The 26,445-nt window shown below is 72.8% G+C and carries 20 protein-coding genes and 1 tRNA gene; 6 read left to right on the forward strand and 15 right to left on the reverse strand.

Translation table 11 applies throughout. From position 1 onward, the window contains the following. The first annotated feature begins 170 nt into the window (after positions 1-170). Together ACF1DX_RS05360 and ACF1DX_RS05365 are read left to right on the forward strand one after the other, a co-directional pair. On the forward strand, positions 171-1,616 hold the full coding sequence (locus ACF1DX_RS05360) for a zinc-dependent metalloprotease (RefSeq protein ID WP_391789905.1): 1,446 nt from the start codon (positions 171-173) through the stop codon (positions 1,614-1,616). After that, positions 1,613-2,134, forward strand: a complete 522-nt coding sequence (locus ACF1DX_RS05365) for an NUDIX hydrolase (protein ID WP_391789906.1) — start codon at positions 1,613-1,615, stop codon at positions 2,132-2,134. The genes ACF1DX_RS05360 and ACF1DX_RS05365 overlap by 4 nt, the downstream gene beginning before the upstream one ends. Positions 2,135-2,183: 49 nt before the next feature. Here the strand turns inward: ACF1DX_RS05365 and ACF1DX_RS05370 are convergent, their stop codons facing one another. The 4 genes from ACF1DX_RS05370 to ACF1DX_RS05385 form a co-directional block, all read right to left on the reverse strand. After that, positions 2,184-2,939, reverse strand: coding sequence for an AIM24 family protein (locus ACF1DX_RS05370; protein WP_391789907.1), 756 nt, complete (start codon positions 2,937-2,939; stop codon positions 2,184-2,186). A 17-nt stretch (positions 2,940-2,956) separates the two neighbouring features. Continuing rightward, positions 2,957-3,637 (reverse strand): AIM24 family protein, encoded by a 681-nt coding sequence (locus ACF1DX_RS05375; RefSeq protein ID WP_384719552.1) that lies wholly within the window; start codon positions 3,635-3,637, stop codon positions 2,957-2,959. A gap of 11 nt (positions 3,638-3,648) precedes the next feature. Then, on the reverse strand, positions 3,649-5,361 hold the full coding sequence (locus ACF1DX_RS05380) for a TerD family protein (protein ID WP_391789908.1): 1,713 nt from the start codon (positions 5,359-5,361) through the stop codon (positions 3,649-3,651). Positions 5,362-5,497: 136 nt separating this feature from the next. Then, a complete protein-coding gene (locus ACF1DX_RS05385) occupies positions 5,498-6,094 on the reverse strand; it encodes a M48 family metallopeptidase (RefSeq protein WP_391789909.1) in 597 nt (198 codons plus the stop codon). 214 nt (positions 6,095-6,308) lie between these two features. On the opposite strand from ACF1DX_RS05385, the gene ACF1DX_RS05390 reads away from it, so the two are divergent. Further along, positions 6,309-7,535, forward strand: coding sequence for a TOMM precursor leader peptide-binding protein (locus ACF1DX_RS05390; protein ID WP_391789910.1), 1,227 nt, complete (start codon positions 6,309-6,311; stop codon positions 7,533-7,535). Continuing rightward, the gene (locus ACF1DX_RS05395; protein ID WP_391789911.1) at positions 7,528-8,895 is read left to right on the forward strand and encodes an ABC1 kinase family protein; all 1,368 of its coding nucleotides are present in this window, start codon (positions 7,528-7,530) and stop codon (positions 8,893-8,895) included. Before ACF1DX_RS05390 ends, ACF1DX_RS05395 begins: the two co-directional genes overlap by 8 nt. A gap of 31 nt (positions 8,896-8,926) precedes the next feature. Here the strand turns inward: ACF1DX_RS05395 and ACF1DX_RS05400 are convergent, their stop codons facing one another. From ACF1DX_RS05400 to ACF1DX_RS05420, 5 genes are all read right to left on the reverse strand, one after another. Then, positions 8,927-9,133: a hypothetical protein gene (locus tag ACF1DX_RS05400; protein WP_391789912.1), complete on the reverse strand. Its 207-nt coding sequence runs from the start codon at positions 9,131-9,133 to the stop codon at positions 8,927-8,929. A gap of 136 nt (positions 9,134-9,269) precedes the next feature. After that, entirely contained in the window at positions 9,270-9,593 is a 324-nt protein-coding gene (locus ACF1DX_RS05405; RefSeq protein WP_391789913.1) for a hypothetical protein, read from the reverse strand. Further along, positions 9,590-9,958, reverse strand: a complete 369-nt coding sequence (locus tag ACF1DX_RS05410; protein WP_024884377.1) for a WhiB family transcriptional regulator — start codon at positions 9,956-9,958, stop codon at positions 9,590-9,592. The genes ACF1DX_RS05405 and ACF1DX_RS05410 overlap by 4 nt, the downstream gene beginning before the upstream one ends. Positions 9,959-10,125: 167 nt before the next feature. Further along, the gene (locus ACF1DX_RS05415; protein ID WP_085574754.1) at positions 10,126-10,440 is read right to left on the reverse strand and encodes a hypothetical protein; all 315 of its coding nucleotides are present in this window, start codon (positions 10,438-10,440) and stop codon (positions 10,126-10,128) included. Between the two features lie 163 nt (positions 10,441-10,603). Next, positions 10,604-12,811 carry an ATP-dependent DNA helicase UvrD2 gene (locus tag ACF1DX_RS05420; protein ID WP_391789914.1) on the reverse strand — a complete coding sequence of 736 codons (2,208 nt, stop codon included), beginning with the start codon at positions 12,809-12,811 and terminating at the stop codon, positions 10,604-10,606. Positions 12,812-12,997: 186 nt separating this feature from the next. Between ACF1DX_RS05420 and ACF1DX_RS05425 the strand changes: the two genes are divergently transcribed. Then, positions 12,998-13,255, forward strand: a complete 258-nt coding sequence (locus tag ACF1DX_RS05425) for a mycoredoxin (protein WP_073932358.1) — start codon at positions 12,998-13,000, stop codon at positions 13,253-13,255. A gap of 70 nt (positions 13,256-13,325) precedes the next feature. Here the strand turns inward: ACF1DX_RS05425 and ACF1DX_RS05430 are convergent. The 6 genes from ACF1DX_RS05430 to ACF1DX_RS05455 all read right to left on the reverse strand — a co-directional run bounded on the left by ACF1DX_RS05430 (position 13,326) and on the right by ACF1DX_RS05455 (position 23,577). Then, positions 13,326-13,400, reverse strand: a tRNA-Trp gene (locus ACF1DX_RS05430). Between the two features lie 82 nt (positions 13,401-13,482). Then, positions 13,483-14,427, reverse strand: a complete 945-nt coding sequence (gene nudC / locus ACF1DX_RS05435) for an NAD(+) diphosphatase (protein WP_391789915.1) — start codon at positions 14,425-14,427, stop codon at positions 13,483-13,485. A 149-nt stretch (positions 14,428-14,576) separates the two neighbouring features. After that, complete coding sequence (locus ACF1DX_RS05440) at positions 14,577-15,989, reverse strand: dipeptidase (RefSeq protein ID WP_391789916.1); 1,413 nt, start codon at positions 15,987-15,989, stop codon at positions 14,577-14,579. Positions 15,990-15,999: 10 nt separating this feature from the next. Then, the gene (locus ACF1DX_RS05445; protein WP_391789917.1) at positions 16,000-19,530 is read right to left on the reverse strand and encodes an ATP-dependent helicase; all 3,531 of its coding nucleotides are present in this window, start codon (positions 19,528-19,530) and stop codon (positions 16,000-16,002) included. A 100-nt stretch (positions 19,531-19,630) separates the two neighbouring features. Continuing rightward, the gene (locus ACF1DX_RS05450; protein ID WP_391789918.1) at positions 19,631-22,933 is read right to left on the reverse strand and encodes an ATP-dependent helicase; all 3,303 of its coding nucleotides are present in this window, start codon (positions 22,931-22,933) and stop codon (positions 19,631-19,633) included. A 257-nt stretch (positions 22,934-23,190) separates the two neighbouring features. Beyond that, entirely contained in the window at positions 23,191-23,577 is a 387-nt protein-coding gene (locus tag ACF1DX_RS05455) for an MGMT family protein (RefSeq protein ID WP_391789919.1), read from the reverse strand. 185 nt (positions 23,578-23,762) lie between these two features. Here ACF1DX_RS05455 and ACF1DX_RS05460 point away from each other — a divergent pair, with 185 nt between their 5' ends. Further along, on the forward strand, positions 23,763-26,438 hold the full coding sequence (locus tag ACF1DX_RS05460; protein ID WP_391789920.1) for a YbhN family protein: 2,676 nt from the start codon (positions 23,763-23,765) through the stop codon (positions 26,436-26,438). The last annotated feature ends 7 nt before the right edge of the window (positions 26,439-26,445 follow it).

Genomic DNA, 26,445 nt, shown 5'->3' on the forward strand with positions numbered 1-26,445 from the left:
TCAGTACGGGCGCGAGCGACGCGTACGTACCAGGTGGCATCCATCCTGCCGCAGGCCTTCTGTCGGCGAAGCACCGAGGCCCGAACCGCTTCAGGTGTCTACGCTGGGTGGTGTTGTCGGGCAGCCGTGCCGCCGGAAAGAACCGGTGGCCCTACCAGCCGAGGAAACCCGTGAGTGACACCCCATTCGGATTCGGCCTTCCGCCGGAGGAGCCGGACGACGGCGACGAGGGCAAGAAGAAGGACCCGCAGAGCGGTGGTGGTCAGGGCCCGGCCAACCCGTTCGGCTTCGGCATGCCCGGAGCCGGAGGCTTTGGCGGCCCTGGCGCGGACAATCCGTTCGCCGCGATGTTCGGGTCGCTGAACCCGGGCGACCTGGGCGCGGCGTTCCAGCAGCTCGGCCAGATGCTCTCCTACGAGGGCGGGCCGGTGAACTGGGACATGGCCAAGCAGATCGCCCGGCAGACCGTCTCGCAGGGCACCGCGGAGGGCTCGAAGGACACGAGCGTCGGGCCCGCCGACCGCAGGGCCGTGGAGGAAGCGGTCCGTCTGGCCGACCTGTGGCTGGACGACGCGACCTCCCTGCCGTCGGGCGCCGGCTCCGCCGTGGCCTGGAGCCGCGCGGAGTGGGTGGAGGCCACCCTTCCGGCGTGGCGGGAGCTGGTCGACCCGGTGGCCGAGCGCGTCGGGAACGCGATGGGCGATGTGCTGCCAGAGGAGATGCAGGCCATGGCCGGCCCGCTGATCGGCATGATGCGCTCCATGGGCGGTGCCATGTTCGGCACGCAGATCGGGCAGGCCGTCGGCGTGCTCGCCGGTGAGGTCGTCGGCTCGTCCGACATCGGCCTGCCGCTGGGTCCGGCCGGCAAGGCCGCGCTGCTGCCGCTGAACATGGAGACGTTCGGCAAGGACCTGGGCGTCTCCCAGGAGGAGGTGCGGCTGTACCTCGCCCTGCGCGAGGCGGCCCACCAGCGCCTGTTCGCACACGTCCCGTGGCTGCGCTCGCACCTCTTCGGCGCGGTCGACGGCTACGCGCGCGGGATCAAGGTCGACACCGGCAAGCTGGAGGACGTGGTCGGCCAGTTCGACCCGCAGAACCCCGAGCAGCTGCAGGAGGCCCTTCAGCAGGGCATGTTCCAGCCGGAGGACACGCCGGAGCAGAAGGCCGCCCTGGCCCGTCTGGAGACGGCGCTGGCACTCGTCGAGGGCTGGGTGGACGCCGTGGTGCACGCCGCGGCCAAGCCGCGGCTGTCGTCGGCCGACGCGCTGCGCGAGACGCTGCGCCGCCGCCGCGCCTCGGGCGGTCCGGCGGAGCAGACGTTCGCCACGCTGATCGGTCTGGAGCTGCGCCCGCGCCGGCTGCGCGACGCCTCGCGCCTGTGGGCCTCGCTCACCGACGCGCGCGGGGTCGACGGCCGGGACGCCCTGTGGGCACACCCGGACATGCTGCCGACGGCGACCGACCTGGACGATCCGGACGGTTTCGTGCACCGCGAGCAGATCGATTTCTCCGAGCTGGACAAGATGCTCGGCGAGGCCGCCGGCGGGAAGCCCGACCTCAAGAAGAAGGACGAGGGCGAGGACGAGGGCAAGAACAAGGGCGACGACGCCGAGTGAGCCTCCATGACGACGCGGTCCTCGTGCTCAAGGGGTACGAGGACCAGCCCGGACTGCGCCAGACCTATCTGGACCATCTCGCGGCGCATCCGGACGGCATGTGGAAGGCCTGTACGGACGGTCACATCACGGCGAGCGGCCTGGTGATCGATCCCGAGCGGGGCCGGGTGCTGCTGACCCTGCACCGGAAGCTGCGGATGTGGCTCCAGATGGGCGGGCACTGCGAGCCGGGTGACGTCTCGCTCGCCGCGGCGGCCCTGCGGGAGGCGACGGAGGAGTCCGGCATCGCGGGACTGACCCTGGTCCCCGGCGGCCCCGTGCGTCTGGACCGTCATCACACACCGTGTGCCTGGCACCTGGACGTCCAGTACGCGGCGCTGGCTCCGTCCGGAGCCGTCGAGGCGATCAGCGACGAGTCCCTCGACCTGCGCTGGTTCCCGTACGACGAGGTGGCGGACGTAGCCGACACCTCGGTCACCCGTTTGGTGGAAGCGACCCGGACGAGACTGGGCGTCTGACACAGGGGTAAGGGGCGGCCGCCTTTGCGGCCGTCCCTTACCGGTGCGTTCAGCTCCAGGCGTTGCCCTGGTTCTGGCCGCGGGCCCCCTGCTGTCCCACGCCGTACTGCGCGGCGAGACCGCCGCCGATCTGGGCGTTCTGCGGCGGCAGCAGTTCGCTGGGCTGGACGAGTGCGAAGCCGCTGCCCATGAAGCTGAGCTCCCAGCCCTCACCGGTGTTGCCGCGGCGCCGCCACACCCCGGAGGAGTGGGTCTGGGCCTGCATCTGCACGCGCAGGGACGTGGACCAGGCGACGATCGCGTCGGCGTCGCAGTTGACGTACTTGTCCGGCGTCACCCGCATCAGCAGCGGCATGCCGGAGGTCATCAGGGCGACCCTGCCGTTGCCGGTGATGTTGAGCTGGTACTTCCCGGAGCCGGAGATGCCGTACAGGCTGTCGACGGCGATGACCTCGTGGTGCAGCGAGGAGTCCATCGCGAGCACATAGCTGCTGTCGACCGTCAGCCCGTCCTGCTCCACCTCCATCACGTGGATGCGCTGGGCGAGATTGGCGAGGTAGACCGTGCCCTGCCCGTGGCAGCGCATCAGGTCGAGTCCCTCACCGGTCTGCGCACGCGCGCGTGACGCGCTGTTGCTCTGGAACTCGGCGTCGAACTCGACGAGTCCCTGGTAGGCGACCATGGTGCCCTTGCGGGCGAGGATGTCGTCGTGGCCCTCCAGGGCGACGCGGAGCATCTGCTGGTTCTGCAGGCTCCAGCGTTCCTGGGTCTGCTGGTCGTTGAAGGCGAAAAGCGGGCTCTGCATGGTGTTGGTGCTCCCCCTCAGCCCCGGACCCGGAGACGGTCGGTGCTGTCCTCACTGGGCTGGACGACGACGATGCCCTGACCGGAGAAGGCCATCTGGTAGGCCTCTCCGCTGCCGCGGCCGATCAGCGACTGGGCCCGGAAGCTGCGCTTGCCCTTCACCTTGAGGTTCGGGGACCAGGCGACGAGGGCGTCCGGGTCGACGTACGTCTCGTCGTCGCCGCCACCGCAGTCGACGACGATCGGCTTGCCGCGCGAGGTCAGCGCGACCCAGCCCTGCCCGGAGATCCTGGTGTTCCACAGGCCCTGTCCGGCGAACTTCGCCAGGCCCTTGACCCGCTCCACGCCCCAGGTGAGGTGGGCGTCGAAGGCGAGCAGGTTGGTGGCGTTGACGGAGATGCCGTCGCCGTTGAGGTTGATCACGACGACGTTGGCGCCGTAGTCGGCGAGGTAGAGCAGACCGTCGCCGGAGCACTTCATCAGTGGCGCGCCCTCACCGGTCATCCAGTCCTTGGCGATCTGGCGGACGGCCGGCGGGTTGGGCTCGTACTGGACGAACCCTTCGTAGGCGACCATCGATCCGACACGCGCGAGGAGGTCGTTCCCGGTCTGCATGGCGATCTTCGCCATGTGGTTGCCGTGGTTCTCCATGCGGGCGGTGACGGGGGCGGGGGCGTAGCCCGCGAGTGGCTGGTTCATGACGGGCTCCCTCAGATCTCGTACGGCTGGACGACGATGAAGTTGCCGGGTGCGCCCCTGAACTGGAGGTTCACGCTCTCTCCGGTGTCGCCGGGGTAGGAGTTGCGGCGCATCCGCACCTGGCTGGAGACGACCACCTGGGAGGCGGCCGACCAGGCGACCACGGCGTTGCAGTCGGCGAACGTGGTGGGCGTGACCGGCAGCACCACGGGCGTGCCGTGGGTCTTGACGACGAGGGTGCCGGTCCCCTGGAACTGCATCGTGAACAGCGCGCCGCCCGGGATGCCGTGCCCCTCGATGCGGCGGACCTCGTACTGCAGGCTCTCGTCGAAGGCGAGGACGTTCTCGGCGGAGACGCAGACGGCGTCGCCCTGGAGCTCGATCGGGTGCAGCATCGTGGAGTTCTCGGCGAAGAACACCTGTCCCTGGCCGGTGCAGCGCATCAGCTGCATCTCCTGGCCGGTGGTGTTGCCGACGATGCGGCCGGAGAAGCCGGCGCCCTTGTAGCTGAAGTCGACCTTGCCCTGGTAGAGCACCATGCTGCCCTGCCGGGCGAGCACGGGCTGACCGCCGATCCCGAGGTCCGCGCGGACGAGCTTCTTGTTCTGCTGCGTCCAGCGCTGACCGGTGGGCGTCTCCTTGAACTGCTGGAGCGCGCCGAGGACACCGGGGCCCTGCGGTGCGCCCTGCGGAGCACCATGGGGGGCACCCTGCGGTGCCCCGTAGGGGGCCTGCGGGGCCGGCGGCTGTCCGGGCGGCGGCTGCTGTCCGTACCCCGGAGGGGGCGTCGGCTGTCCGTAGCCGGTCGGTGCCTGCGGGGCCGGCGGCTGCCCGTAGCCCGGCGGCGGGGCGGGCTGACCGTACGGCGGCTGCTGGCCCGGCTGGCCGTAGGGTGCGGGGGCCGGCGCCGGGGGCGGCACCGGGGAGCCGCCGGGCGGGGTGTTCAAGGGCGCGACGATGGTCGGCGCGGTGTGCACCGGCGGCGCGGACGGTGCGGGGGCCGGCGGCGGCGCGAAGCCCTGCGCGGCGGGCTGGGGCGCAGGAACCGGGGCGGGGGCGGGGGCCGGAGCGGGCACGGGGGCCGGGCCGCCGCCGGGTGCTCCGAACGCGGGCGGCGCGGTGGCCTGGGCGGGCGGGGCGAAACCGGGTGCGGCTGCGCCGGCGGCCGGCTGCTGCTGCGGGGCGGCCGGCTCCTCCTCGGCCACCTCTCCGCCGAAGTTCCGCAGCAGCGCGTCGAGCCCGCCGTCGAAGCCCTGCCCGACGGCGGCGAACCGCCAGACGTCCTTGAAGTAGAAGTCACCCAGCATCACGGCCCGCTCGGTGGAGAACTCCGAGCCGCTGAACGGGTACCGGGCCACCTCCTCGCCGCCCGCGACGATACGGATGTACCCGGGACCGATCTGTGACATCTGCCCGGCGCCGTCGAGGGTCGCCGTGAAGGACAGCTTCCTGATCTGCTGCGGGATCCGGTCCAGCGTCACGCGGAACGACTCGGTGTCGCCCGCCTGGGCACCCAGGAGCTGGACGGACTCCTCGGGGGACTTCGGCTGGTTGTAGAAGATGAAGTACCGGTCGTCGGAGAGCCGTTCGTCGGCGTCGAGACCGAAGCAGCTGATGTCGAAGGTCAGCCCCGGGCCGGAGATCTGCACACCTACGTACAGATCCGTCCCCGCCGTGAGGTCACTGATCCTGGCCTTGTGGCCGCGTTGGAATTCCCTGGCCATACGTACGACCGTCCCCCATCCCGAATGTGAGTGCGTCGCGCCAGGCTAACGGCAAACCCGGACACCGGATGAAGTCGGTACAGACCCGGTACACAACGCGCGCACAGGCCTGCGGCGCGCTCACCTCGGGCGGTGCTCACGCATCGCGCGCACCCGGCACATGCGGCAGCCGCCCGGCCGCGACCACTCCTTCGAGATAGCCACGGGCCCGCTCGGTCCTCGGATACGCCTCCAGCAGCCGCCAGAAACGCGGGCCGTGCCCGGGCACCAGCAGATGCGCCAGCTCGTGGCAGAGGACGTAGTCGACGACGTACTCGGGCATGCCCTGCAGCCGGTGCGACAGCCGGATGCTTCCCTCGGACGGGGTGCACGAGCCCCAGCGCGTGTTCTGGTTGGTGACCCAGCGCACCGAGGCGGGCCTGGCCCGTCCGCCGAAGTACTGCTCGGACAGCCGCCGGGCGCGCTCGGCCAGCTCCGTGTCCCCGAGCGTCCGCCTGCTCTCCTGTGCGGCCAGCTTGTCGAGCATGACGGTCACCCAGCGCTGCTCCTCCGCCTCGGACATCCGGGCAGGGATGAGTACGACGGTGCGGTCGCCCTCGCGGTACGCGGAGACCGTTCTGCGGCGGCGGGCGCTCCTGCGGACCTCGATCGCGCTCGCCCGTGAGCCGTTCGCCGGCTGGCTCGTCGTGCTGCGCTGTGACTTTCCGGCGCGGTGCAGTGGGTCGGCGGGCACGTCCCGACGGTACCCGCTGCACACGGGGAAGTCTTGGCTCCGGGACGGTTCCGCGGCGATCCCCCACCGGGCGCCGGATTTGTACGATGAATCCCGCCGCCTGTGGACAACTTTCGGCGGCCTTCGCCCCGTCCCGGCATGCTGGCATGCGTCGGACGAGCCGTGAAGGGCTCGACCGCCCAACGGGACGATCCGGTACATACGGGGGCCTTTCATGCATCCGATGGTCAAGCCCGCGCTGCGGCGCGGATGGCGCGATCTCAACACCGTGCAGTTCGGGATGACGCCGGCCCACGCGTTGACGTTGGGCCCGGTGGACACGGCCACGGGCAGCTTTCTCGACCTGCTCAACGGCGCCCGCGGGCTGGAGCTCCTGCGGGAGGAGGCACAGCGCATGGACCTGCCCGAGGGCCATGTCGACCGGCTGGTACGCCGACTGTCGCGGGCCGGGTTGCTGGACGACTCGCGGGGCGGCGGGCCGGCCGCCGAGGCCCTGCGGGAGAAACCGGAGGTCCTCGACCGGCTCCGTCCGGACCTGGCCTCCCTCGCCCTGACCACCTCCGAACCGGGCGATCCGCTGCGCCGGCTGGCGGCGCGCCGCAGTATGCGGGTGCAGGTGAGAGGCGCGGGCCGGGTGGGTGCCGCCCTCGCGGCGCTGCTGTCGGGAGCCGGGGTGGGCGAGGTCGACGTGCGCGACGTCGGGCAGGTCGAGCCGTGGGACGTCGTGCCGGGCGGGCTGCCCGCCGAGGCCGTCGGCGACCGCAGGGACGAGGCGGCCCGCCGCGCGGTACGCCAGGCCGCCCCGGACCGCCCGCCGCACCGGACCGCCCGGTCCCCCCTCGAAGGGGGCGACCCCGGTTTCGGTCTGGTCGTCCTCGCCCCGCGGGACGACGTCGCCGTGCACGCGCCCGATCCGGCGGCCGCCGAACCCCTCGTGTCCTCGGGCACACCCCATCTCTACGCCGGTGTCGTGGAGGGGACCGGTGTGGTCGGCCCGCTGGTCCTGCCCGGCGAGACGAGCTGTGCGGGCTGTCTCCAGCAGGACCGCACCGACCGGGATCCGGCCTGGCCGCGCCTGGCCGCCCAGTGGCGCTCCGGGCGGCAGCGCCGGGTGGGCGCCTGCGACCTGACGCTGGCCACGACGGTGGCCGGGCTGGCGGCCGCCCACGCGCTCGCCTTCCTGGACGGCCGGGTCCCGTCCAGCGCCGGCGCACGCTGGGAGGTCTCCCTTCCCGCTCTGCACTGGGATGCGCGTCCGGTCCGGCCGCACCCGGCCTGCCCCTGCGGAGCCGTGCGCGAAGGTCCGGAAAAAGGTAAGGGAGAACACACCCCCGGGGACGGGGGGTCGCACGAGACAATGACCGAGCACGGGCCGTCGGAGGAGTGGCGCCGCGAGGCGGACGCGAAACGGCCGGCAGGGACTTGGAGGGCGCATGTCTGATCTTCCCCGGAAGGCGGTCACCCGGACCGCCAAACTGGCCGCGCTCCCGCTCGGCTTCGCCGGGCGGGCTACTTGGGGGCTCGGCAAGCGGATCGTGGGTGAGTCCGCGGAGCTTGTCGGCCGCGAGCTCCAGCAGCGCACCGCCGAGCAGCTCTTCAAGGTGCTCGGCGAGCTCAAGGGCGGCGCGATGAAGTTCGGCCAGGCCCTGTCGGTCTTCGAGTCGGCACTGCCGGAGGAGGTCGCCGGCCCTTACCGGGCGGCGCTGACCAAGCTGCAGGAGGCAGCCCCGCCGATGCCCACCCGTACCGTCCACACGGTGCTGGCGGAGCGGCTGGGCGAAGGCTGGCAGGAGCTGTTCCTCGAGTTCGAGGACAAGCCGTCCGCCGCGGCCTCGATCGGCCAGGTGCACCGGGCGGTGTGGCACGACGGCCGCGAGGTGGCGGTCAAGGTGCAGTACCCGGGCGCCGGCGAGGCCCTGCTGTCCGACCTGAACCAGCTGAGCCGCTTCGCCCGTCTGCTGGGGCCGCTCATCCCCGGCATGGACGTCAAACCACTGATCACGGAGCTCAAGGACCGGGTCTCCGAGGAGCTGGACTACGGCCTGGAGGCCCAGGCCCAGCGGACCCACGCCGAGGAGTTCACGGACGACCCCGACGTCGTCGTGCCGGATGTGGTCCACCAGTGCGAGCAGGTGCTGGTCACCGAGTGGATGGACGGCATACCGCTGTCGGAGATCATCTCGGACGGCACGGAGGCACAGCGCGACCGGGCCGGCCAGCTCCTGGCCCGCTTCCTGTTCTCCGGTCCCGCCCGCACCGGTCTGCTGCACGCCGACCCGCATCCCGGGAACTTCCGTCTGCTGCCCGGCGGGCCGCGGGGCGAGGACGACTGGCGTCTGGGTGTGCTGGACTTCGGCACCGTCGACCGGCTCCCGGGCGGGCTGCCCGAGCCCATCGGCGCGGCCCTGCGGATGACGCTGGACGGAGAGGCGGAGACCGTCTACGAGATGCTCTGCGCCGAGGGCTTCGTCAAGGAGTCGATCGAACTGGACCCCGACACCGTCCTCGACTACCTCCTGCCGATCATCGAGCCGGCCGCGGCCGACGAGTTCACCTTCACCCGCGGCTGGATGCGGAGCCAGGCGGCCCGGATAGCCGACCCCCGCTCCCCCGCCTCCCAGCTGGCCAAGCAGCTCAACCTTCCCCCGGCCTACCTGTTGATCCACCGGGTGACCCTGAGCACGATCGGCGTGCTCTGTCAGCTGGGCGCGACGGTGCGGCTGCGGGAGGAGCTGGAGGAGTGGCTGCCGGGTTTCGTCCCGGAGGAACCGGCGGTGGAGGAACCGGCCGCCCGGGCATGAGGGACGCGGCGGGCGCTTCCCGTGCCGGCCGCTACCACCACCGCGCGTCCAGGCGGCCCTCGATCGCCCGCAGGTTGTCGCGGGAGCACGCCTCGCAGTAGTGACGGCGGGCGCCGCCCTCGACGGAGAAGGTCCAGGTCGGCCGCGGCCCCTCGGCGCGGGTGCCGCAGCGGGCACACACCAGCGGCTCCGGCTCCGCCGCGGAGCCGTCGTCGTCGCCACCGGGATGACTCGTCACTCGCCGACGATAACGCCGTTCCCGACGGCCCGCCCCGCGCAACGCACCGCGGGGGCCGGTCCGTTCGCACGGACCGGCCCCCGCGGGGAGAGCTGTGCCTCCGGCTGGGGGAGGCCACCGCTTCAGGTGGGACCGGTTACTGCATGACCGCCATGGCGAGCGCGCGGCGGGCGCGCCGGGAGGCGCGCTCGGCCCGGCGCTGCATCCGGCGAGCGGTCACCAGGCGCACGGCCTGGCGCTCCCGCTGCGCCTCCCGCAGTCGCTCGTGCATATGCGCACGGGCCAGGGCTTCTGGGATGAGTTGCATCTCTCGGGTCCTGTTCTGGCGCGAGTCGTTCGCACCGCTGGTGGTGAAGTCTTCGGTCGCGGAGCCTGAGGGCTCGTGGGCGGACGGCATCATCGGGGCCTGCTTCTGGGGGTCGAGCGTGAGAGGGCGGTCGATCGTTCCTGGGGTGTTCATGCCGTGACCGGGTTCTTGCGCGGGCGGCCACGCGGCCGCTTGCGGGCGACGACAACTCCCTGGACGAACAGCTCGCCGCCCCAGACGCCCCAGGGCTCACGCCGCTCCTTGGCGCCGGCGAGGCAGGCCTCGACCAGCGGGCAGGTGCGGCAGAGGGACTTGGCGTACTCGACGTCCGCCGGCGACTCGGCGAAGAAGACCTCCGGGTCGTAGGAACGGCACGGGACGGGCACGCCGAGGTTCTCGATGGCGTCGTCGAGCGCGGTGAGCGCGGTGAGCGGAGTCAAGGTCGGGTCCTCCGTGGAGCCGGGCTTGGGGATCGTGTCGGAAGGCGGTACGGACGGGACGTGCGCTTCGAGTTGCACGGTTCGTCTTCCTCGTCTGGTCGTTTCCGGCCTGTTGGCCGGGTGGCGGCTGGTACCGGGTTCTTTTCTTGTCCCGAGGCGCTTCGCTCTCCCCGCTTGGGGGAAAACAGAAGGGCCGCGGATCCCGGGTGGGGTTCCGCGGCCCTGAAGGCGCCGGCCTGATCGCATCAGGCTGGATCACTCCAGGGTTCTGGCCCACGGAAGGCCCACATCAGGTGGTGCTGCGTCGTCTGCTTCCGGAATCCGGCACCGGCTGCCGCAAAGGCATAGGCCTTCGCCTGTGCCACTACCGCTTCCAGTGCCTTGGTCGGTCGCTCATCGCGCTCACGGACGGCAGGAGCCGCGGGAGCGAGGGAGGACACCAGACGTGCGGCATGAATGCCGGACAGACCGGTGCCCTGGTTCGAGGCGCCGAGCATGCACAGGGAGACGGCCGAGCGATCGGTCAGTTTGACGATGGAGCTGGTGTTGATGCTGATCACTGGACTCGCCTCCTCTCGGCGTCTAGGGGACCGGGGTGAACCGGTCCGCGGATATGCAAGTACAACACGGCAGCGGGGCCTTGGAGAAGGCCGCCGTCCCCGTGCCTAAGAACCTATGGGGATTGCCGGGGCATGCGCAAACTATTTTTCCGACGAGTTCGGATCAGTCCTGATCCTGTTCCTCGGTGATGTCACGACCTGCGCAGATGGCCAGAACATCGGCTCCGTAGCGGCCCAGCTTGCGCATCCCCACCCCGGGGATCCTGGCCAGCGCGTGCTCGTCGTCGGGGACCGTCTCGGCGATGGCCATCAGCGTCTTGTCGGTGAAGACGCAGAAGGCCGGCTGCCCGCTGCGCCCCGCCTGGACGGCGCGCCACTCACGGAGCCGCTCGTACAGGCCCTCGTCCATGTCCGTGGGGCAGTCCTCGCAGCGCATCAGCTTCATCTCGCCCGCGTCGGTCAGCGTGCGGCCGCACACCCGGCAGCGGGCGGGGCTGCGCTGTCCGCGTCTGGGGCCCGGGACGACCGAGGGGGACGCCGCCCCGAACGAGCCGCGCTCCACACCTCCCGCGCCGGCCGCGCCGGCCCGGCCCGCGGCGGCGTTCGAACCGGGGCGCAGTCCGTGGAGGAAGCGGCTGGGGCGGCGGTTCGGCCGGCTGCCGGGGGAGCGGGAGAGGGCCCAGGAGAGCTGGAGGCGCTCACGGGCGCGGGTGACACCGACGTAGAGGAGGCGGCGCTCCTCCTCGATCTGTTCGTCGGTCTTTGCGTAGGTGATCGGCATCATGCCCTCGGCGACGCCGACCAGGAAGACGACGTCCCACTCCAGGCCCTTGGCCGAGTGCAGCGAGGCGAGGGTGACGCCCTGCACGGTCGGGGCGTGCTGGGCGCCGGCCCGCTCGTCGAGTTCGGCGACGAGGTCGGCGAGGGTGGCGCCGGGCCTGGCGGCGGCGAAGTCCTGGGCGAGATGCACCAGCGCGGCCAGTGACTCCCAGCGTTCCCGGACCGCTCCGGAGCCGGCCGGCGGCTGGGTCGTCCAGCCCTCGCCCGAGAGCACGGCGCGCACCTGGGAGGGCAGGTCGGGGGCGTCGTCGAGGAGGGCGTCGTTGCCGCCGAAGCGGGCCGCGCCGCGCAGGGCGATGCCGGCCTTGCGCACCTCGGGGCGGTCGAAGAACCGCTCGGCGCCCCGTAGCTGGTAGGGCACGCCGACATCGGCGAGGGCCTGCTCGTAGGTCTCGGACTGGGCGTTCGTCCGGAACAGGACGGCGATCTCGCTCGCCGGGACCCCGGCGTCGATCAGTTCACGGATGCGTCGGGCGACGCCCTCCGCCTCGGCGGGCTCGTCGGGGTACTCGGTGAAGACCGGCTCGGTCCCCGCAGCACGCTGGGAGACCAGCTCCAGCCGGTGGTCGGCGGCCCGGCCACGGGCCTGGGCGAGCAGGCCGTTCGCCAGGCGGACGACCTGGGGGGTCGAGCGGTAGTCGCGGACCAGCTTGACGACGGTGGCCCCGGGGTGACGGGTGCGGAAGTCGAGCAGATGGTCGGGGGTTGCGCCCGTGAACGAATAGATCGTCTGGCTGGCGTCGCCGACCACGCACAGGTTCTCCCGCTCGCCGAGCCACAGTTCCAGCAGCCGCTGCTGGAGCGGGCTGACGTCCTGGTACTCGTCGACGACGAAGTGCTGGTACTGGGCGCGGACCTGCTCGGCGATGTCGTGCCGGTCCTGCAGGACGGCGACGGTCAGCAGCAGCACGTCCTCGAAGTCGATGACGGCGCGCTCGCGCTTGAGGTCCTCGTAGGCGGAGTAGAGCTGGGCGATCTCGGCGGGGTCACGGGGGGACTCCCGGCCGGCCTTGGCGGCGGCGGCCGCGTAGTCGGCCGGGACGGTCTGGGTGACCTTGGACCATTCGATCTCCGCGGTGACGTCCCGCAGCTCGCCCCGGTCGAGCCGGATACGGCAGGCGGTGGCCGCGTCGGCGACCAGCTGGATCTTGCGGTCGACGAGCCGGGGCAGGGAGCCGCCGATCGCTTTCGGCCAGAAGTACTGCAACTGGCGCAGCGCCGCGGAGTGGAAGGTGCGGGCCTGGACGCCGACGGCACCGAGCTGGCGCAGCCGGCCGCGCATCTCCCCGGCGGCGCGGTTGGTGAAGGTGACGGCGAGCACGCTGGAGGGCTGGAGGATGCCCGCGCGCACCCCGTAGGCGATCCGGTGGGTGATGGCCCGGGTCTTGCCGGTGCCGGCACCCGCCAGCACGCACACCGGACCCTGCAGGGCGGTGGCCACGGCGCGCTGCTCGGGGTCGAGCCCTTCGAGCACCGCGTCGGCCGAGTCCGGTACCTGTGGGAAGAGAGTGGAGTGCGTTGCTGCTGTCACACAGCCATGCTGCCAGGTCGCCGGAGACAGGCGAGCCGGTTGTCCACAGGGAGGCCCCCGTAGTCGTACCAATGCGGCGGGTATCACGTGGGACCCGTGCGGCCGGCCGGCGGGAATGCCGGCGCCCTCCCGTATGTTCCTCCCACGACGAGGACTTCCCCGAGCCGCCGAAGGAGCGCGAGAGGCATGCAGGGCACTGTGACGATGTACAGCACCACGTGGTGCGGCTACTGCCGCCGGCTGAAGAGCCAGCTGGACCGTGAGGGCATCGCGTACACCGAGATCAACATCGAGCAGGACCCGGACTCCGCGGCCTTCGTGGAGAAGGCGAACGGCGGAAACCAGACGGTGCCCACGGTCCGCGTGGTTCCCTCCGCCGGCGGCGACGAGGTCGTGATGACGAACCCGAGTCTCGCCCAGGTGAAGCAGGCCCTCGCGGTCTGACGTTCTGGCGCCGCGCCCCCTCCGGTCGAGATCACCGGAGGGGGCCGACGTGTCTTCAGGGGCGGGGAGGCGGAACCGGCCGGATTCGAACCGGCGTCCTCGCGGTTTTGGAGACCGCGCGCGACGACCTCTGCGCTACGGCTCCGCCCGGCCCGACAGCGTAGCCGGTACGCGGGACGGGCCCCGGCGGCTCGGCGCCGGGACCCGTCGAAGCGCTGGGCGTCCGGTCAGAAGGCACCGCGGGTCGGCAGCTCCTTGCCGTACCAGCGTTCGATCAGGCGGGCCGCGATCGAGATGCCGTACGGCGGGAGCACCTCGCCGGACTCGAAGGCGGCGCCGAGTTCGTCGCGGGAGAACCAGCGGGCCTCGTGGATCTCGTCGCCGTCGACGTCGATCTCGGTCGTGGTGGCGCGAGCGGTGAAGCCCAGCATGAGGCTGGACGGGAAGGGCCAGGGCTGACTGGCGACGTACTCGACCTCGCCGACGCCGACGCCGACCTCCTCGTGGACCTCGCGGCGCACCGACTGCTCGATGGACTCCCCCGGCTCGACGAATCCGGCGAGCGTGGAGAAACGGCCCTCGGGCCAGTGGACCTGGCGGCCGAGCAGGATGCGGTCCTGGTCGTCGACCACGGCCATGATCACCGCGGGGTCGGTGCGCGGGTAGTGCTCGGCGCCGCAGGCGGGGCAGCGGCGGATGTGGCCGGCGGCGGCGATGACGGTGCGCTCGCCGCAGCGGGAGCAGAAGCGGTGCAGCCGCTGCCAGTTCTCCAGGGCGACCGCGTGCACCATCAGGCCGGCCTCGCGCGGCGACAGGAGCAGTCCCGCCTCGCGCAGGCCCGCCGGGCGGGCGGAGGCGTCCATGCGGCCGGGCAGGGAGTCCTTCTGGAGGGCGAAGTAGCTGACGCCCTCGTCGTCGATGCCCAGGAAGTAGCGGTGGGCCTCGGTGAGCGGGGCCTCGAAGGACGGGGTCATGACGAGTTCGGTACGCCCGTCCGCCGTCTCGTCGATGAGGACCTGGCCGCCGGAGACCACGAAGCAGCGGGTCGAGGGGTGGCTCCACGCCGCCGCGAGCCATGCCTCGTCGAGCCGGTGGTGGGCGGCGCGGTCGATGCCGCTCGGGGCGGTGAGCGAGATGGGTCGGTCGGCGGTGTGGTCGGTCCAGGTGGTCACGGGTGCTTCCAACTCCCCCGGTGGAACGGATTGGGTCGGCGGGCGGTTCGGCGGGACGTGCGGCGGGAGGGACCGGGGCCTGCGGGGCGTGGCGGCGGGTCCCTTCCAGTGTGCCCCGCGCGGGTGTCCGGTTCGGACGGTGTGCGGGGTCAGGGGGCGGGCCGCCAGTGCTCGGCGAGGTCGCCCCACAGGTACGCGCTGGTCTCGACGCCTTTGAGGAGCAGGTCCAGGTCGACCTTCTCGTTGGGGGCGTGCCAGCCGTCGGACGGGACGGAGATGCCGAGGAACAGCACCGGTGCGCCGAGGACGTCCTGAAGGTCGGCGGCCGGTCCGGAGCCGCCCTCGCGGGTGAAGCGGACGGGTGCGTCGAAGGCGCGGCCCATCGCGCGGACCACGGACTGCAGGGCCGGGTGGTCCAGTGGCGTCAGGCAGGGGCGGGTGGCGGGGCTGAAGGAGATCTCGTGGCGGATGCCGCCGGGCAGCTGCCCGGGCACCCAGGCGCCCACCGCCTCGCGCACGTGCTCGGGGTCCTGGCCGGCGACGAGCCGGAAGGAGAGCTTCACCATGGCGGAGGACGGGATGATCGTCTTGCTGCCGGGGCCCTGGTAGCCGCCGCCGATGCCGTTGACCTCGGCGGTGGGGCGGGCCCAGACGCGCTCCAGCGTGCTGTATCCGGCTTCGCCGCGGGTGCCGTGGGACTTGGCGGTGCGCAGCCACTGGTCTTCGTCGAAGGGCAGTTCGGCGAAGAGTTCGCGTTCTCGGTCGGTGAGCTCGACGACGCCGTCGTAGAAGCCGGGAATCGCCACACGTCCGTGCTCGTCGTGCAGGGCGGCCACCAGGCGGGCGACGGCGGTGGCCGGGTTGGGCACCGCGCCGCCGAAGGAACCGGAGTGGATGTCCTGGTCGGGTCCGTACAGCCGGATCTCGCACTCGGCGAGGCCGCGCATGCCGGTGCACACGGTGGGGGTGTCCTCGGACCACATGCCGGTGTCGGAGACGATCACGGCGTCGGCGGTGAGCCGGTCCGCGTGCTGTTCGACGAGCGCGCGGAAGTGCGGGGAGCCGGATTCCTCCTCGCCCTCGATCAGCAGTTTCAGGTGGACGGCCGGGGTGGTGCGGCCGGTGGCGGCGAGGTGGGCCCGGACGCCGAGGGTGTGGAAGAACACCTGGCCCTTGTCGTCGGCCGCGCCGCGCGCGTAGAGGCGGCCGTCCCGGACGACGGGTTCGAAGGGCTCGCTGTCCCAGCCGTCCTCGCGGGCCGCGGGCTGCACGTCGTGGTGGCCGTAGACCAGCACGGTGGGCGCCCCGGGGTCGGCGGAGGGCCACTCGGCGTAGACGGCCGGGGCGCCGGGGGTGGGCCAGACCTCGGCGGTCGGGAAGCCGGTCTCCTTGAGTGCGGCGGCGAGCCAGTCGGCGCTGCGGCGCACGTCGGGCGCGTGGTCGGGCTGGGCCGAGACGGACGGGATGCGCAGCCACTCGGTGAGGTCGTCGAGGAAGGCGACGCGGTGCTGTGCGATGTACGTACGGACGGCGCTGACGGCGGTGTCAACGGGCTGGCTCATGTCCTCGAGCCTATCGGCCCGCGCCGGTGTCCTCGGAGTGCGGTATCTCACCGGACGGCTCCCCGAGCAGCAGCCGCTCCAGCTCCGCGCGGCCGGGCAGGGGGTCGGGGCGGACGACCTCACCGGTGCGCACGTACAGGAACGCGGCCGTGACGGCCTCCGGGGGGACGCCCTGCTGTTCGGCCCAGGCGAGCCGGTAGACGGCGAGCTGGAGCGGGTCGGCGGTGTGGTCGCGGCCGGTCTTCCAGTCGACGATCTCGTACGTGGTCCCGTCCCCGTCGTCCTTCCGGTAGACGGCGTCGATGCGGCCGCGGACGACCCGGCCGGCGATCGACAACTGGAAGGGGGCTTCCACGCGGTGGGGGGTGCGGTGGGCGTACTCGGTGCGTTCGAAGGCCTCCTTGAGGGCCTCCAGGTCGCGTTCGTCGGCGATCTCGGCGTCGCTGCCGGGCAGCTCGTCCGGATCGAGCATGGGCAGGGTCAGTTCCTCGAAGCGTGCCTCGACCCAGGCGTGGAAGCGGGTGCCGCGGCGTGCTGCGGGCTGCGGTGGGCGGGGCATGGGACGGGCCAGCTCCTGGGCGAAGCCGTCCGGGTCGGCGGCCAGGCGCAGCAGTTCGGAGGCGGTCAGCGAGGCGGGCAGCCGCACCTCGGTGACGCTCTCGCGGAGGTGCAGGAGCTCGCCGGTGAGGGCGTCGAGGTCGCGGTCCCAGGAGGCGACGGTGCGGGCCTCCTCGGGGGTGAGACGGGGGCGCGGCGGATGGGCCGGCTCCGCCGGGCCGGGGTGTGCGGTGGGTTCCGGGGCCGTCGCCTGGTGCGGGACGGTGGGGCGGTCGGTGCTCCAGGAGTCCCAGTCGTCCGGGCCGGCGTCGGCGAAGGGGTCCTCCTCGGGGAGGGGGTCCTCGTCGTCGGGCGGCGGCGGCCAGTCCGGGTCGTCGTGGGTGGCGGGGTCGTGTACGGCCGTGGCGGGGCCGTCCGGGAGGGCGGCGAGGCGGTGGAGGTGGGCGAGGACGGTGTCGGCGGCCGCGCGGCGACGGGCGAGGGCGGCGGCGTCGAGGGGCAGGGGCCACACCTGGTCGTCGCCGGCCCGGTGCAGGGCGGGATTCTCCTCGTCCTCGGCGGGCTCGTCGGCCCACGCCTCGATCTCGCCGTGTCCGGCGGCGCAGTGCGCGTGGAGGGCGTGGAGGAATGCGGAGGGGCCGCGCGGTTTCTTCTGGCTGGGCCCCCACCAGTGGCCGGAGCCGAGGAGCAGGGAGCGGGGGCGGGTGAAGGTGACGTAGCCGAGGCGGAGTTCCTCGGTGTGCTGGTGTTCCTTCATGGCCTCGTGGAAGGCCTTCAGGCCGCGGGAGTCCCAGGACTCGACGTCGGGCAGGGTCTCGGCGTCACCGCGCAGGGTGTGCGGCAGCACCTTGCCCTGCGCGGTCCACTTCTCCCGGCCCTGGCCGCTGGGGAAGGTGCCGGTGACCAGTCCGGGGACGGCGACGACGTCCCATTCGAGGCCCTTGGACTTGTGCGCGGTGAGGACCTTGACGGTGTTCTCGCCGCCGGGCAGCGCGTTGTCGAGGCCCTTCTCGTACTGGGCGGCGGTGCGCAGGAAGGCGAGGAAGGCGAGCAGGGTGGCCTCGTTGTCGCCGGCGGCGAAGGACGCGGCGATGTCGAGGAAGTTGGAGAGGGTCTCGCGCCGGCGGGCGGCCAGGGCGTGCGGGGACGCGGAGAGTTCGACCTCCAGGCCGGTGACGGCGAGGACGCGGTGCAGGACGTCCATGAGGGGGTCGGAGAGGGAGCGGCGCAGCTCGCGCAGTTCGGTGGCCAGGCGGGCGAAGCGTACGCGGGCGTCCGGTGAGAAGGGCAGGCCGTCGTCGTCCCCGCGGCCGTCCAGCGGTGTCTCCAGGAAGGTGTCGAGGGCGTCGGCGAGCGAGATCACCTCGGCCGGGTCGACGCCCTCGACGGCCTCGGCGAGCCGCCGGTCGGGGTCGTCGTCGCCGTCCACGCGCGCGTGGGAGACGAGCCGTCGTGCGCGCCGCCCCAGCAGGGCGAGGTCGCGGGGGCCGATGCGCCAGCGCGGGCCGGTCAGCAGCCGTACGAGGGAGGCGTTGGCGCCGGGGTCCTGGAGGACCTCGCAGACGGCGACCAGGTCGGCGATCTCGGGAAGGTGGAGCAGCCCGGACAGGCCGACCACCTCGACGGGGACGTCCCGCGCGACGAGGGCGCCCTGGATCTCGGCGAAGTCGCCGGCCGTGCGGCACAGCACGGCGATCTCACCGGGCGCCTTGCCGGTGTTCACGAGGTGGGCGACGGAGTCGGCGATCCAGTCGATCTCCTCCGCGTGGGTGGACAGCAGGGCGCAGCGGACGGTGCCGTCGCGTTCGGCGCCGGGGGCCGGGCGGAGGGCCTCCACGCCCGCGTGCAGGGCGCGCAGCGGCTCGGCTAGGCCGTTGGCGAGGTCGAGGAGCCGTCCGCCGCTGCGGCGGTTCTCACTGAGCGACTGGCGGGTGGCGGGGCGGCCGTCGGCGTGGGCGAAGTGCTCGGGGAAGTCGTCGAGGTTGGCGACGGAGGCGCCGCGCCAGCCGTAGATCGCCTGGCAGGGGTCGCCGACGGCGGTCACCGGGTGGCCGGTGCCGCCGCCGAACAGTCCGGCCAGCAGGACGCGCTGGGCGACGGAGGTGTCCTGGTACTCGTCGAGGAGGACCACGCGGAACTCGTCGCGCAGGAGGCGGCCCACCTCGGGGAGGGCGGCGAGCCGGGCGGACAGGGCGATCTGGTCGCCGAAGTCGAGCAGGTCGCGTTCGCGTTTGGCGGCCCGGTAGCGCAGTACGAGGTCGGCGAGCTCGCGCCGCGCGGCGGCCGCCTCGGGGACCTTGCGCAGGTCGGCGTTGGTGAGCCTGGTGTTCTCCAGGGTGCGCAGCAGCCCGGCGTCGTGGGCGCGCAGGTCCTCGGGGCGTACGAGGTGTTCGGAGAGCTCGGCGTCGAGGGTGAGGAGGTCGCCGACCAGGTCGGGGAAGGAGCGGGTGAGCGCCGGGTAGAGGCCGGGGGCCTCGCGCAGGACCCGCGCGGCGAGCTGGTAGCGGGTGGCGTCGGCGAGGAGGCGGGAGGTCGGTTCGAGGCCGACGCGCAGGCCGTGGTCGGTCAGCAGGCGGCCGGCGAAGGCGTGGTACGTGGAGATCACGGGCTCGCCCGGGGGGTTGTCCGGGTCCGACTGGAAGGGGTCGGCGCGAAGCGCCGTCGTCGAGGGGTGGTGGTCGGGTGACGGGAGGGGGTCGGGGTCGGTGACGCCGGCCTTGATCAGTGCCTTGCGGACGCGTTCGGCAAGTTCACCGGCGGCCTTGTTGGTGAAGGTGAGGCCGAGCACCTGTTCGGGGGCGACCTGGCCGGTGCCGACCAGCCACACCACGCGGGCCGCCATGACCGTCGTCTTGCCCGACCCGGCTCCGGCCACGATCACCTGCGGGGCGGGCGGCGCGATGATGCAGGCCGTCTGCTCCGGGGTGAAGGGGATGCCGAGGAGCTCCTTGAGCTGATCGGCGTCGGTGATACGGGCGGGCACACGCAGAATCTAGCGGCGGACACTGACAGCGGGGACCGTCGGAGCGCCCCGGGAGCGGAGAACCGCAGGTCGGCACGGGTGGTGCGATGCGTCACTCCGGTCACTCGACCACGTGCCGGCCCTCGGGTCTGGCGCTGCACGAGGCCCGGAACGCGCAGTGGGCGCAGTGCTGGCCCGCGGTCGGACCGAACCGTTCGTCCAGGACCTTCCCGGCGGCCGTGGCCAGCAGATCGCCGACCCACTCCCCCTCCGGCGGCTCCTGGGCCTGCACCTTGGGCAGGGTCTCGCCGCCGTCCCGCTTGGCGGCGCCCTGGCGCAGCTGGACGAGCTCGGCGCCGCCCGGTTCGGGGCGCTCGCCGCCGAAGAGGCCGTCGACGGCGCCCTCCTTGACGGCGAGCTGGTAGACGGCGAGCTGGGGGTGGCGTTCCACCTCCTTGGCGCTGGGCGCCTGTTTGCCGGTCTTGAAGTCGACGACGTACGCGCGTCCCTCGCCGTCGGTCTCGACGCGGTCCATCTGGCCGCGGATGCGGACCTCGTAGTCGCCCGCTTCGAGGGTGACGTCGAAGTCGTGCTCGCTGGCCACCGGGGTGCGGCCGGCGCGGTCCATGACGTGCCACTCCAGGAAGCGTTCGAGCGCCACGCGCGCGTGCTCCTTCTCCTGCGCCGACTTCCACGGCGCGTCGAAGGCGAGCGCGTTCCACACCGAGTCGAGGCGCTCCATGAGGACGGCGAGGTCGGCCGGGGTGTGTCCGGAGGCCACCTCGTCGGCGAGGACGTGCACCACGTTGCCGAAGCCCTGGGCTGCGGTCGCGGGCGCGTCGGCCTTCACCTCCCGGCCCAGGAACCACTGCAGGGCGCAGGTGTTGGCGAGCTGGTCGAGGGCGCTGCCGGAGAGCACGACGGGCTGGTCGCGACTCCGCAGCGGCACCTTGCTCTCCGTCGGTTCGAACATGCCCCACCAGCGGTAGGGGTGCGCGGACGGCACCAGGGGGCGGCCGTCCTCGTCGGCGAGCGCGGCGAGCCGGGCCAGCCGCTGGGCGGCGGCCTCCCGCAGGGTGTCGGAGACCCGGGGGTCGACCGTCGTGGCGCGCAGTTCGGCGACGAGCGCGGCGACGGCCAGGGGGCGGCGCGGGCGCCCGGTGACGTCCTTGGGCTCGACACCGAGTTCGGTCAGGAAGCGGGAGGGCTGGTCGCCGTCGTCGGCGGGCGCCTTCACCGCCGTCACGACGAGCCGTTCACGCGCGCGCGTGACCGCGACGTAGAACAGGCGGCGCTCCTCGGCGAGCAGCGCGCCGGGAGTGAGCGGTTCGGCGAGTCCGTCGCGGCCGATGCGGTCGGCCTCCAGCAGGGAGCCGCGGCGGCGCAGGTCCGGCCACAGGCCCTCCTGGACGCCGGCCACGACGACCAGGCGCCACTCCAGGCCCTTGGAGCGGTGCGCGGTCATCAGGCGCACGGCGTCGGGGCGGGCGGCGCGCCGGGTGAGGGTGTCGGCGGCGATGTCCTGGGCCTCGATCTCCTCCAGGAAGTTCAGGGTGCCCCGGCCGCCGGTGCGTTCCTCCGCGCGGGCGGCGGTCGCGAACAGCGCGCACACGGCGTCGAGATCCCGGTCGGCGTTGCGGCCGGCCGCGCCGCCGCGCCGGACGGCACGCTCCAGGCGGCCGGGCCACGGTGTGCCGTCCCACAGGTCCCACAGGGCCTCCTCGGCCGTACCGCCGCCCGCCAGGCGCTCGCGGGCACGGCGCAGCAGGCCGCCGAGACGCTGGGCGCCCCGCGCGTAGACGGGGTCGTGCACGGCGAGCCGCTCCGGTTCGGCCAGCGCCCGCGCGAGCAGTTCGTCCGAGGGCGGCGGCAGCGGGTTGCCCCCGGCCCGCTCCTCCTCGCGCAGGGCCCGTCCGAGGCGGCGCAGGTCGGCGGCGTCCATACCGGCGAGGGGGGAGGTGAGCAGGGTGAGAGCGGTTTCGGTGTCGAGCCAGCACGCGTCGGCACCGGTTCCGGCGTCCTCCCGTTCGCCCGCCTCCGCCGTGGCCACCGCGCGCAGGGCCGTCAGCAGCGGGGCCACCGCGGGTTCGTGGCGCAGGGGCAGGTCGTTGCCGTCGACGTCCACGGGGACGCCCGCCGAGGTGAGCGCGCGGCGGACGGCGGGAAGGGTCCGGGCGCCGGCCCGGACCAGGACGGCCATGTCCTTCCAGGGAACGCCGTCCTCCAGATGCGCCCGGCGCAGGATGTCGGCGATGTTGTCCAGCTCCGTGCCGGACGTCGGGTAGGTGTACACCTCGACTTGGCCGCCGTCCCGGTCCGGGGTCGGTTCCCGGTGGGCGCGGACCTTCTCGGCGGGCAGGCGGGGCAGCGGCATGCGCCGGGTCACCCGCCGGGTGGCCTCCAGCAGGGCGGCGCCGGAGCGCCGGGAGGTGCGCAGCACCTCGACCGGGGCCGGGCTGCCGTCCGCGCGGGGGAAGGTGTGCGGGAACTCCAGGATGCCGCCCACGTCCGCGCCCCGGAAGGCGTAGATCGACTGGTCGGGGTCGCCGAAGGCGACGATGGTGCGGCCGCCGGCCAGGGCGCGCAGCAGCCGTACCTGGGCGGGGTCGGTGTCCTGGTACTCGTCGACGTAGACGGCGTCGTACCGCGCGGCCAGTCGTCCGGCGGTCTCCGGGCGGCCGGCGAGGAGCACCGCGCGGTGGACCAGTTCGGCGTAGTCGAGGACGCCCTGCAGGTCGAGGACGTCGAGGTACTCGGCGAGGAAGGCGGAGGCGGCGCGCCAGTCGGGGCGTCCGATGCGGCGGGCGAAGGCGTCCAGGGCCTCGGGGCCGAGACCCAGCTCACGGCTGCGGGCGAGCACCGCGCGGACCTCGTCGGCGAAGCCGCGGGTGGTCAGGCAGGCGCGCAGCTCGTCCGGCCAGCGCACATGGGCGAGGCCGAGCCGCTCCAGGTCCACCTGGCCGGCGAGCAGCTCGCGGACGGTGACGTCCTGCTCGGGGCCCGACAGCAGCCGCAGCGGCTCCACGAAGAGGTCGCTGTCCTGGTGGGCGCGGATCAGGGCGTAGCAGAACGAGTGGAAGGTGGTCGCCTGCGGGGCGCGCGCGGTCCCGATGCGCAGGGCCATGCGGTCGCGCAGCTCGACGGCGGCCCTGCGGCTGAACGTCAGCACCAGGATCCGCTCGGGGTCCTGGCCACGGGCGATCCTCGCGGCCACGGACTCGACCAGGGTGGTGGTCTTGCCGGTGCCCGGACCTGCGAGAACGAGCAGCGGGCCGGTCGTGTGCTCAACCACGGAGCGCTGTGCGGCGTCCATGCGAGGGGGATTCACCCGGGCGGGCGGGGTACGCACCAGTCGATAAGCGCCACGGTTCCCCCGCCGCACCTGGGAGTGCGACAGGCCGCTGGTGGAGGAAGAGGAGCTCACGTGGTTCGCCGGTCCTGGTGGGTGTGCTGTGGGGCTTTTCGCCGCGCGTGCGGGGCGGTGGGCGCGGGGTGAAGGGGGCACGCGCGGCCGACGCTACGCCGGTGAGAAGTGCGGAAGCAGGCTTTCCGCTTCTTCCCTCCGGACACTCCGGCCACAGATGTCCCTCGCCTCACGAACGTACGTCATGCCACGCATGTGCCCCATATCACCTCAAGGGATCAAAGGTCACACGGCGGCGTGCGCGAGGGCGGAAGCTGTCAGGTGTGACCTTCGGTGTATCCGCCGCCGTCCCATCGCGCGCGCCTCATGTCGAGGCGCGGCACATGGCCCTCCGCGGCCCGGCCCGCCTCCTTCAGGGGCGTGCCCTCCGCGCGGTAGTGGCCGAGGGCCCTCAGCTCGTGGCCCGGCAGCGGCACGCCGTCCGCGCGGACGACACGCCACCACGGCACCGCTCCTCCGTACAGGGCCATCACACGCCCGACCTGCCGGGGGCCGCCTTCCCCCAGCCACTCGGCCACGTCCCCGTACGTCATGACACGCCCCGGCGGGATCAGCTCGGTCACCTCGAGGACCCGCTCGGCGTACTCGGGCAGGGCGTCCGGGTGCTCCGGGCCGCCGTCGGACGGAAGGCTCTCCTGGCTCATCCGGCCCATCCTGCCCCACCCCACCGACAACGTGACGCGCTCACGCGTGTGCGCGCGGCTCGCCCCGGAGCGGCACTTCGGGCAGACTGTGCGGCCCGCGTTCCGACCCTGATGCCCCCTTGTGCCGGTAAGGCATGCCACCATCGTGCGGGCGGTGACTGGTGATACAAGATCGAGAAGAGACGATGAAGCAGCAGGGCGCGCACCCCGAGGACACGGAGGGCACCCCTGACGCCTCGTCGCGCCCGGACACCGCGGACCCCGGGGCGGCGCACATCGACGAGGTGGAGGGCGACGAACCGCTGCTCCCCGCGCGGGTGCACCGCCCGTCCGACCTCATGCGGCTCCTGGCGGGCGTGCTCGCCGTCGTGGTGCTGCTGGCGATCGCCGCGTTCGCCCACGGCACCACCTCGGGCCTGGAACAGGACATCACCAAGGGCACCGGACAGGCGCCCGACCTGCTCATCAAGATCGCGGGGCTGGCCTCCAGCATCGCGATCCTCCTGGTGCCGGTGGCCTTCGCCATCGAGCGGCTGATCAAACGGGACGGACTGCGGATCGCCGACGGCGTGCTCGCCGCCGTCCTCGCGCACGGTGTGACACTCGCCACCGACCTGTGGGTCGCGCGTGCCGCTCCGGACTCGATCCAGGAGGCGCTCACCCAGCCCTCCCCCGGCGACATCCACGCCCTGACCGACCCGGTGCACGGCTATCTGGCCCCGGTGATCGCGTACATGACGGCCGTCGGGATGTCCCGCAGACCCCGGTGGCGCGCGGTGCTGTGGGTGGTGCTGCTCCTCGACGCCTTCTCGATGCTCGTCACCGGGTACACCACACCGTTCTCGATCATCCTGACGGTCCTGATCGGCTGGACCGTCGCCTACGGGACCCTCTACGCGGTCGGCTCGCCCAATGTGCGCCCCACCGGCCGCACCCTGATGGCGGGCCTGCGCACCGTCGGCTTCCGCCCCGTGACCGCGTCCCGGGTGGAGTCCGGCGACGCCTCCGAGGCCGGGGACCGGGGACGCCGGTACTTCGTCACCCTGGAGGACGGTGGGCCGCTGGACGTCACGGTGGTCGACCGTGAGCAGCAGGCGCAGGGGTTCTTCTACCGCGCGTGGCGCAATCTGGCCCTGCGCGGCTTCGCCACCCGCAGCAGCCTGCAGTCGCTGCGCCAGGCGCTGGAGCAGGAGGCGCTGCTGGCCTACGCGGCCATCGCGGCCGGCGCCAACGCCCCCAAGCTGATCGCGACCTCCGAGCTCGGCCCCGACGCGGTGATGCTCGTCTACGAGCACAGCGGCGGGCGCACCCTCGACTCACTGCCGGACGAGGAGATCACCGACGACCTGCTGCGCGACACCTGGCACCAGGTACGGGCCCTGCAGTCCCGTCGTATCGCGCACCGCAGGCTGGTGGGCGACGCCATCCTGGTGGATCGTTCCGGCACGGTGATCCTCACCGATCTGCGCGGCGGCGAGATCGCGGCCGGCGATCTGCTGCTGCGCATGGACACCTCCCAACTGCTGGTGACCCTGGGGCTCAGGGTGGGCGCCGAGCGCGCGGTGGCCTCCGCGCTGAGCGTCCTCGGCCCCGACACCGTGGCGGACTGTCTGCCGATGCTCCAGCCCATCGCGCTGAGCCGCTCCACGCGCGGGACACTGCGGCAGCTGGCCCGGGAGCGGGCGGAACGCGAACGTGAGGCGGTCCTGGAGGCCTACCGGCAGTCCAAGCCGGCCCGCGCGGAGCACGGCCCCCACCAGGTCGTGCTCGACAAGCCCGACAAGAAGGCCGTACGCGCGGAGCAGCGGGCCGAGAAGCGGGCCGTCGACGAAGCCATGGAGGAAGCGCGCGAGGAGGACCTGCTCACCCAGATCCGGCACGAGGTGCTGCGGATCAGGCCGCAGGCCCCGGTGGAACCGGCCCGCCTGGAGCGGGTGCGGCCGCGGACCCTGATCAGTTTCATCGCCGGTGCGATCGGCGCGTACTTCCTGCTGACGCAGCTCACCCACATCGAGTTCGGCCCGCTGGTAGAGAACGCGGAGTGGGGCTGGGTGGCCGCGGCGGTGCTGTTCTCGGCGGCCAGTTACGTCGCGGCGGCCATGGCCCTCCTCGGGTTCGTACCCGAACGGGTGCCGTTCGTACGGACCGTGGCGGCACAGGTCGCCGGGTCGTTCGTGAAGATCGTCGCCCCGGCCGCGGTGGGCGGCGTCGCCCTGAACACGCGGTTCCTCCAGCGCGCGGGGGTGCGGCCGGGGCTCGCGGTGGCGAGCGTCGGCGCGTCGCAGCTCTTCGGGCTCGGCTGCCACATCCTGATGCTGCTGGCCTTCGGCTATCTCACCGGAACCGAGAAGACGCCCTCCCTCTCGCCGTCCCGCACGGTGATCGGGGGCCTGCTGACGGTGGCGGTGCTGGTGCTCGTGGTGACCTCGGTGCCGTTCCTGCGGAAATTCGTCGTCACGCGCGTGCGGTCGCTCTTCGCGGGTGTCGTGCCGCGCATGCTCGACGTGCTGCAGCGGCCGCAGAAGCTGGTCACCGGCATCGGCGGCATGCTGCTGCTGACGGCCTGCTTCGTGATGTGCCTGGACGCCTCGATCCGGGCGTTCGGCGACGAGACGACCTCGGTCAGCATCGCCAGCGTCGCCGTCGTCTTCCTCGCCGGCAACGCACTGGGGTCGGCGGCCCCGACGCCGGGCGGTGTCGGCGCCGTCGAGGCGACCCTCACGGTCGGTCTCATCGCGGTCGGGCTCCCCAAGGAGGTCGCCGCGCCGGCGGTGCTGCTCTTCCGGCTCCTGACGCTCTGGCTGCCGGTGCTGCCGGGCTGGCTGGCCTTCAACCACCTCACCCGCAAGGCGGCCTTGTGAGCGAGGG

This window comes from Streptomyces sp. NPDC014676, from assembly GCF_043084105.1.
In the GTDB taxonomy this organism is placed as follows: Bacteria; Actinomycetota; Actinomycetes; order Streptomycetales; family Streptomycetaceae; genus Streptomyces.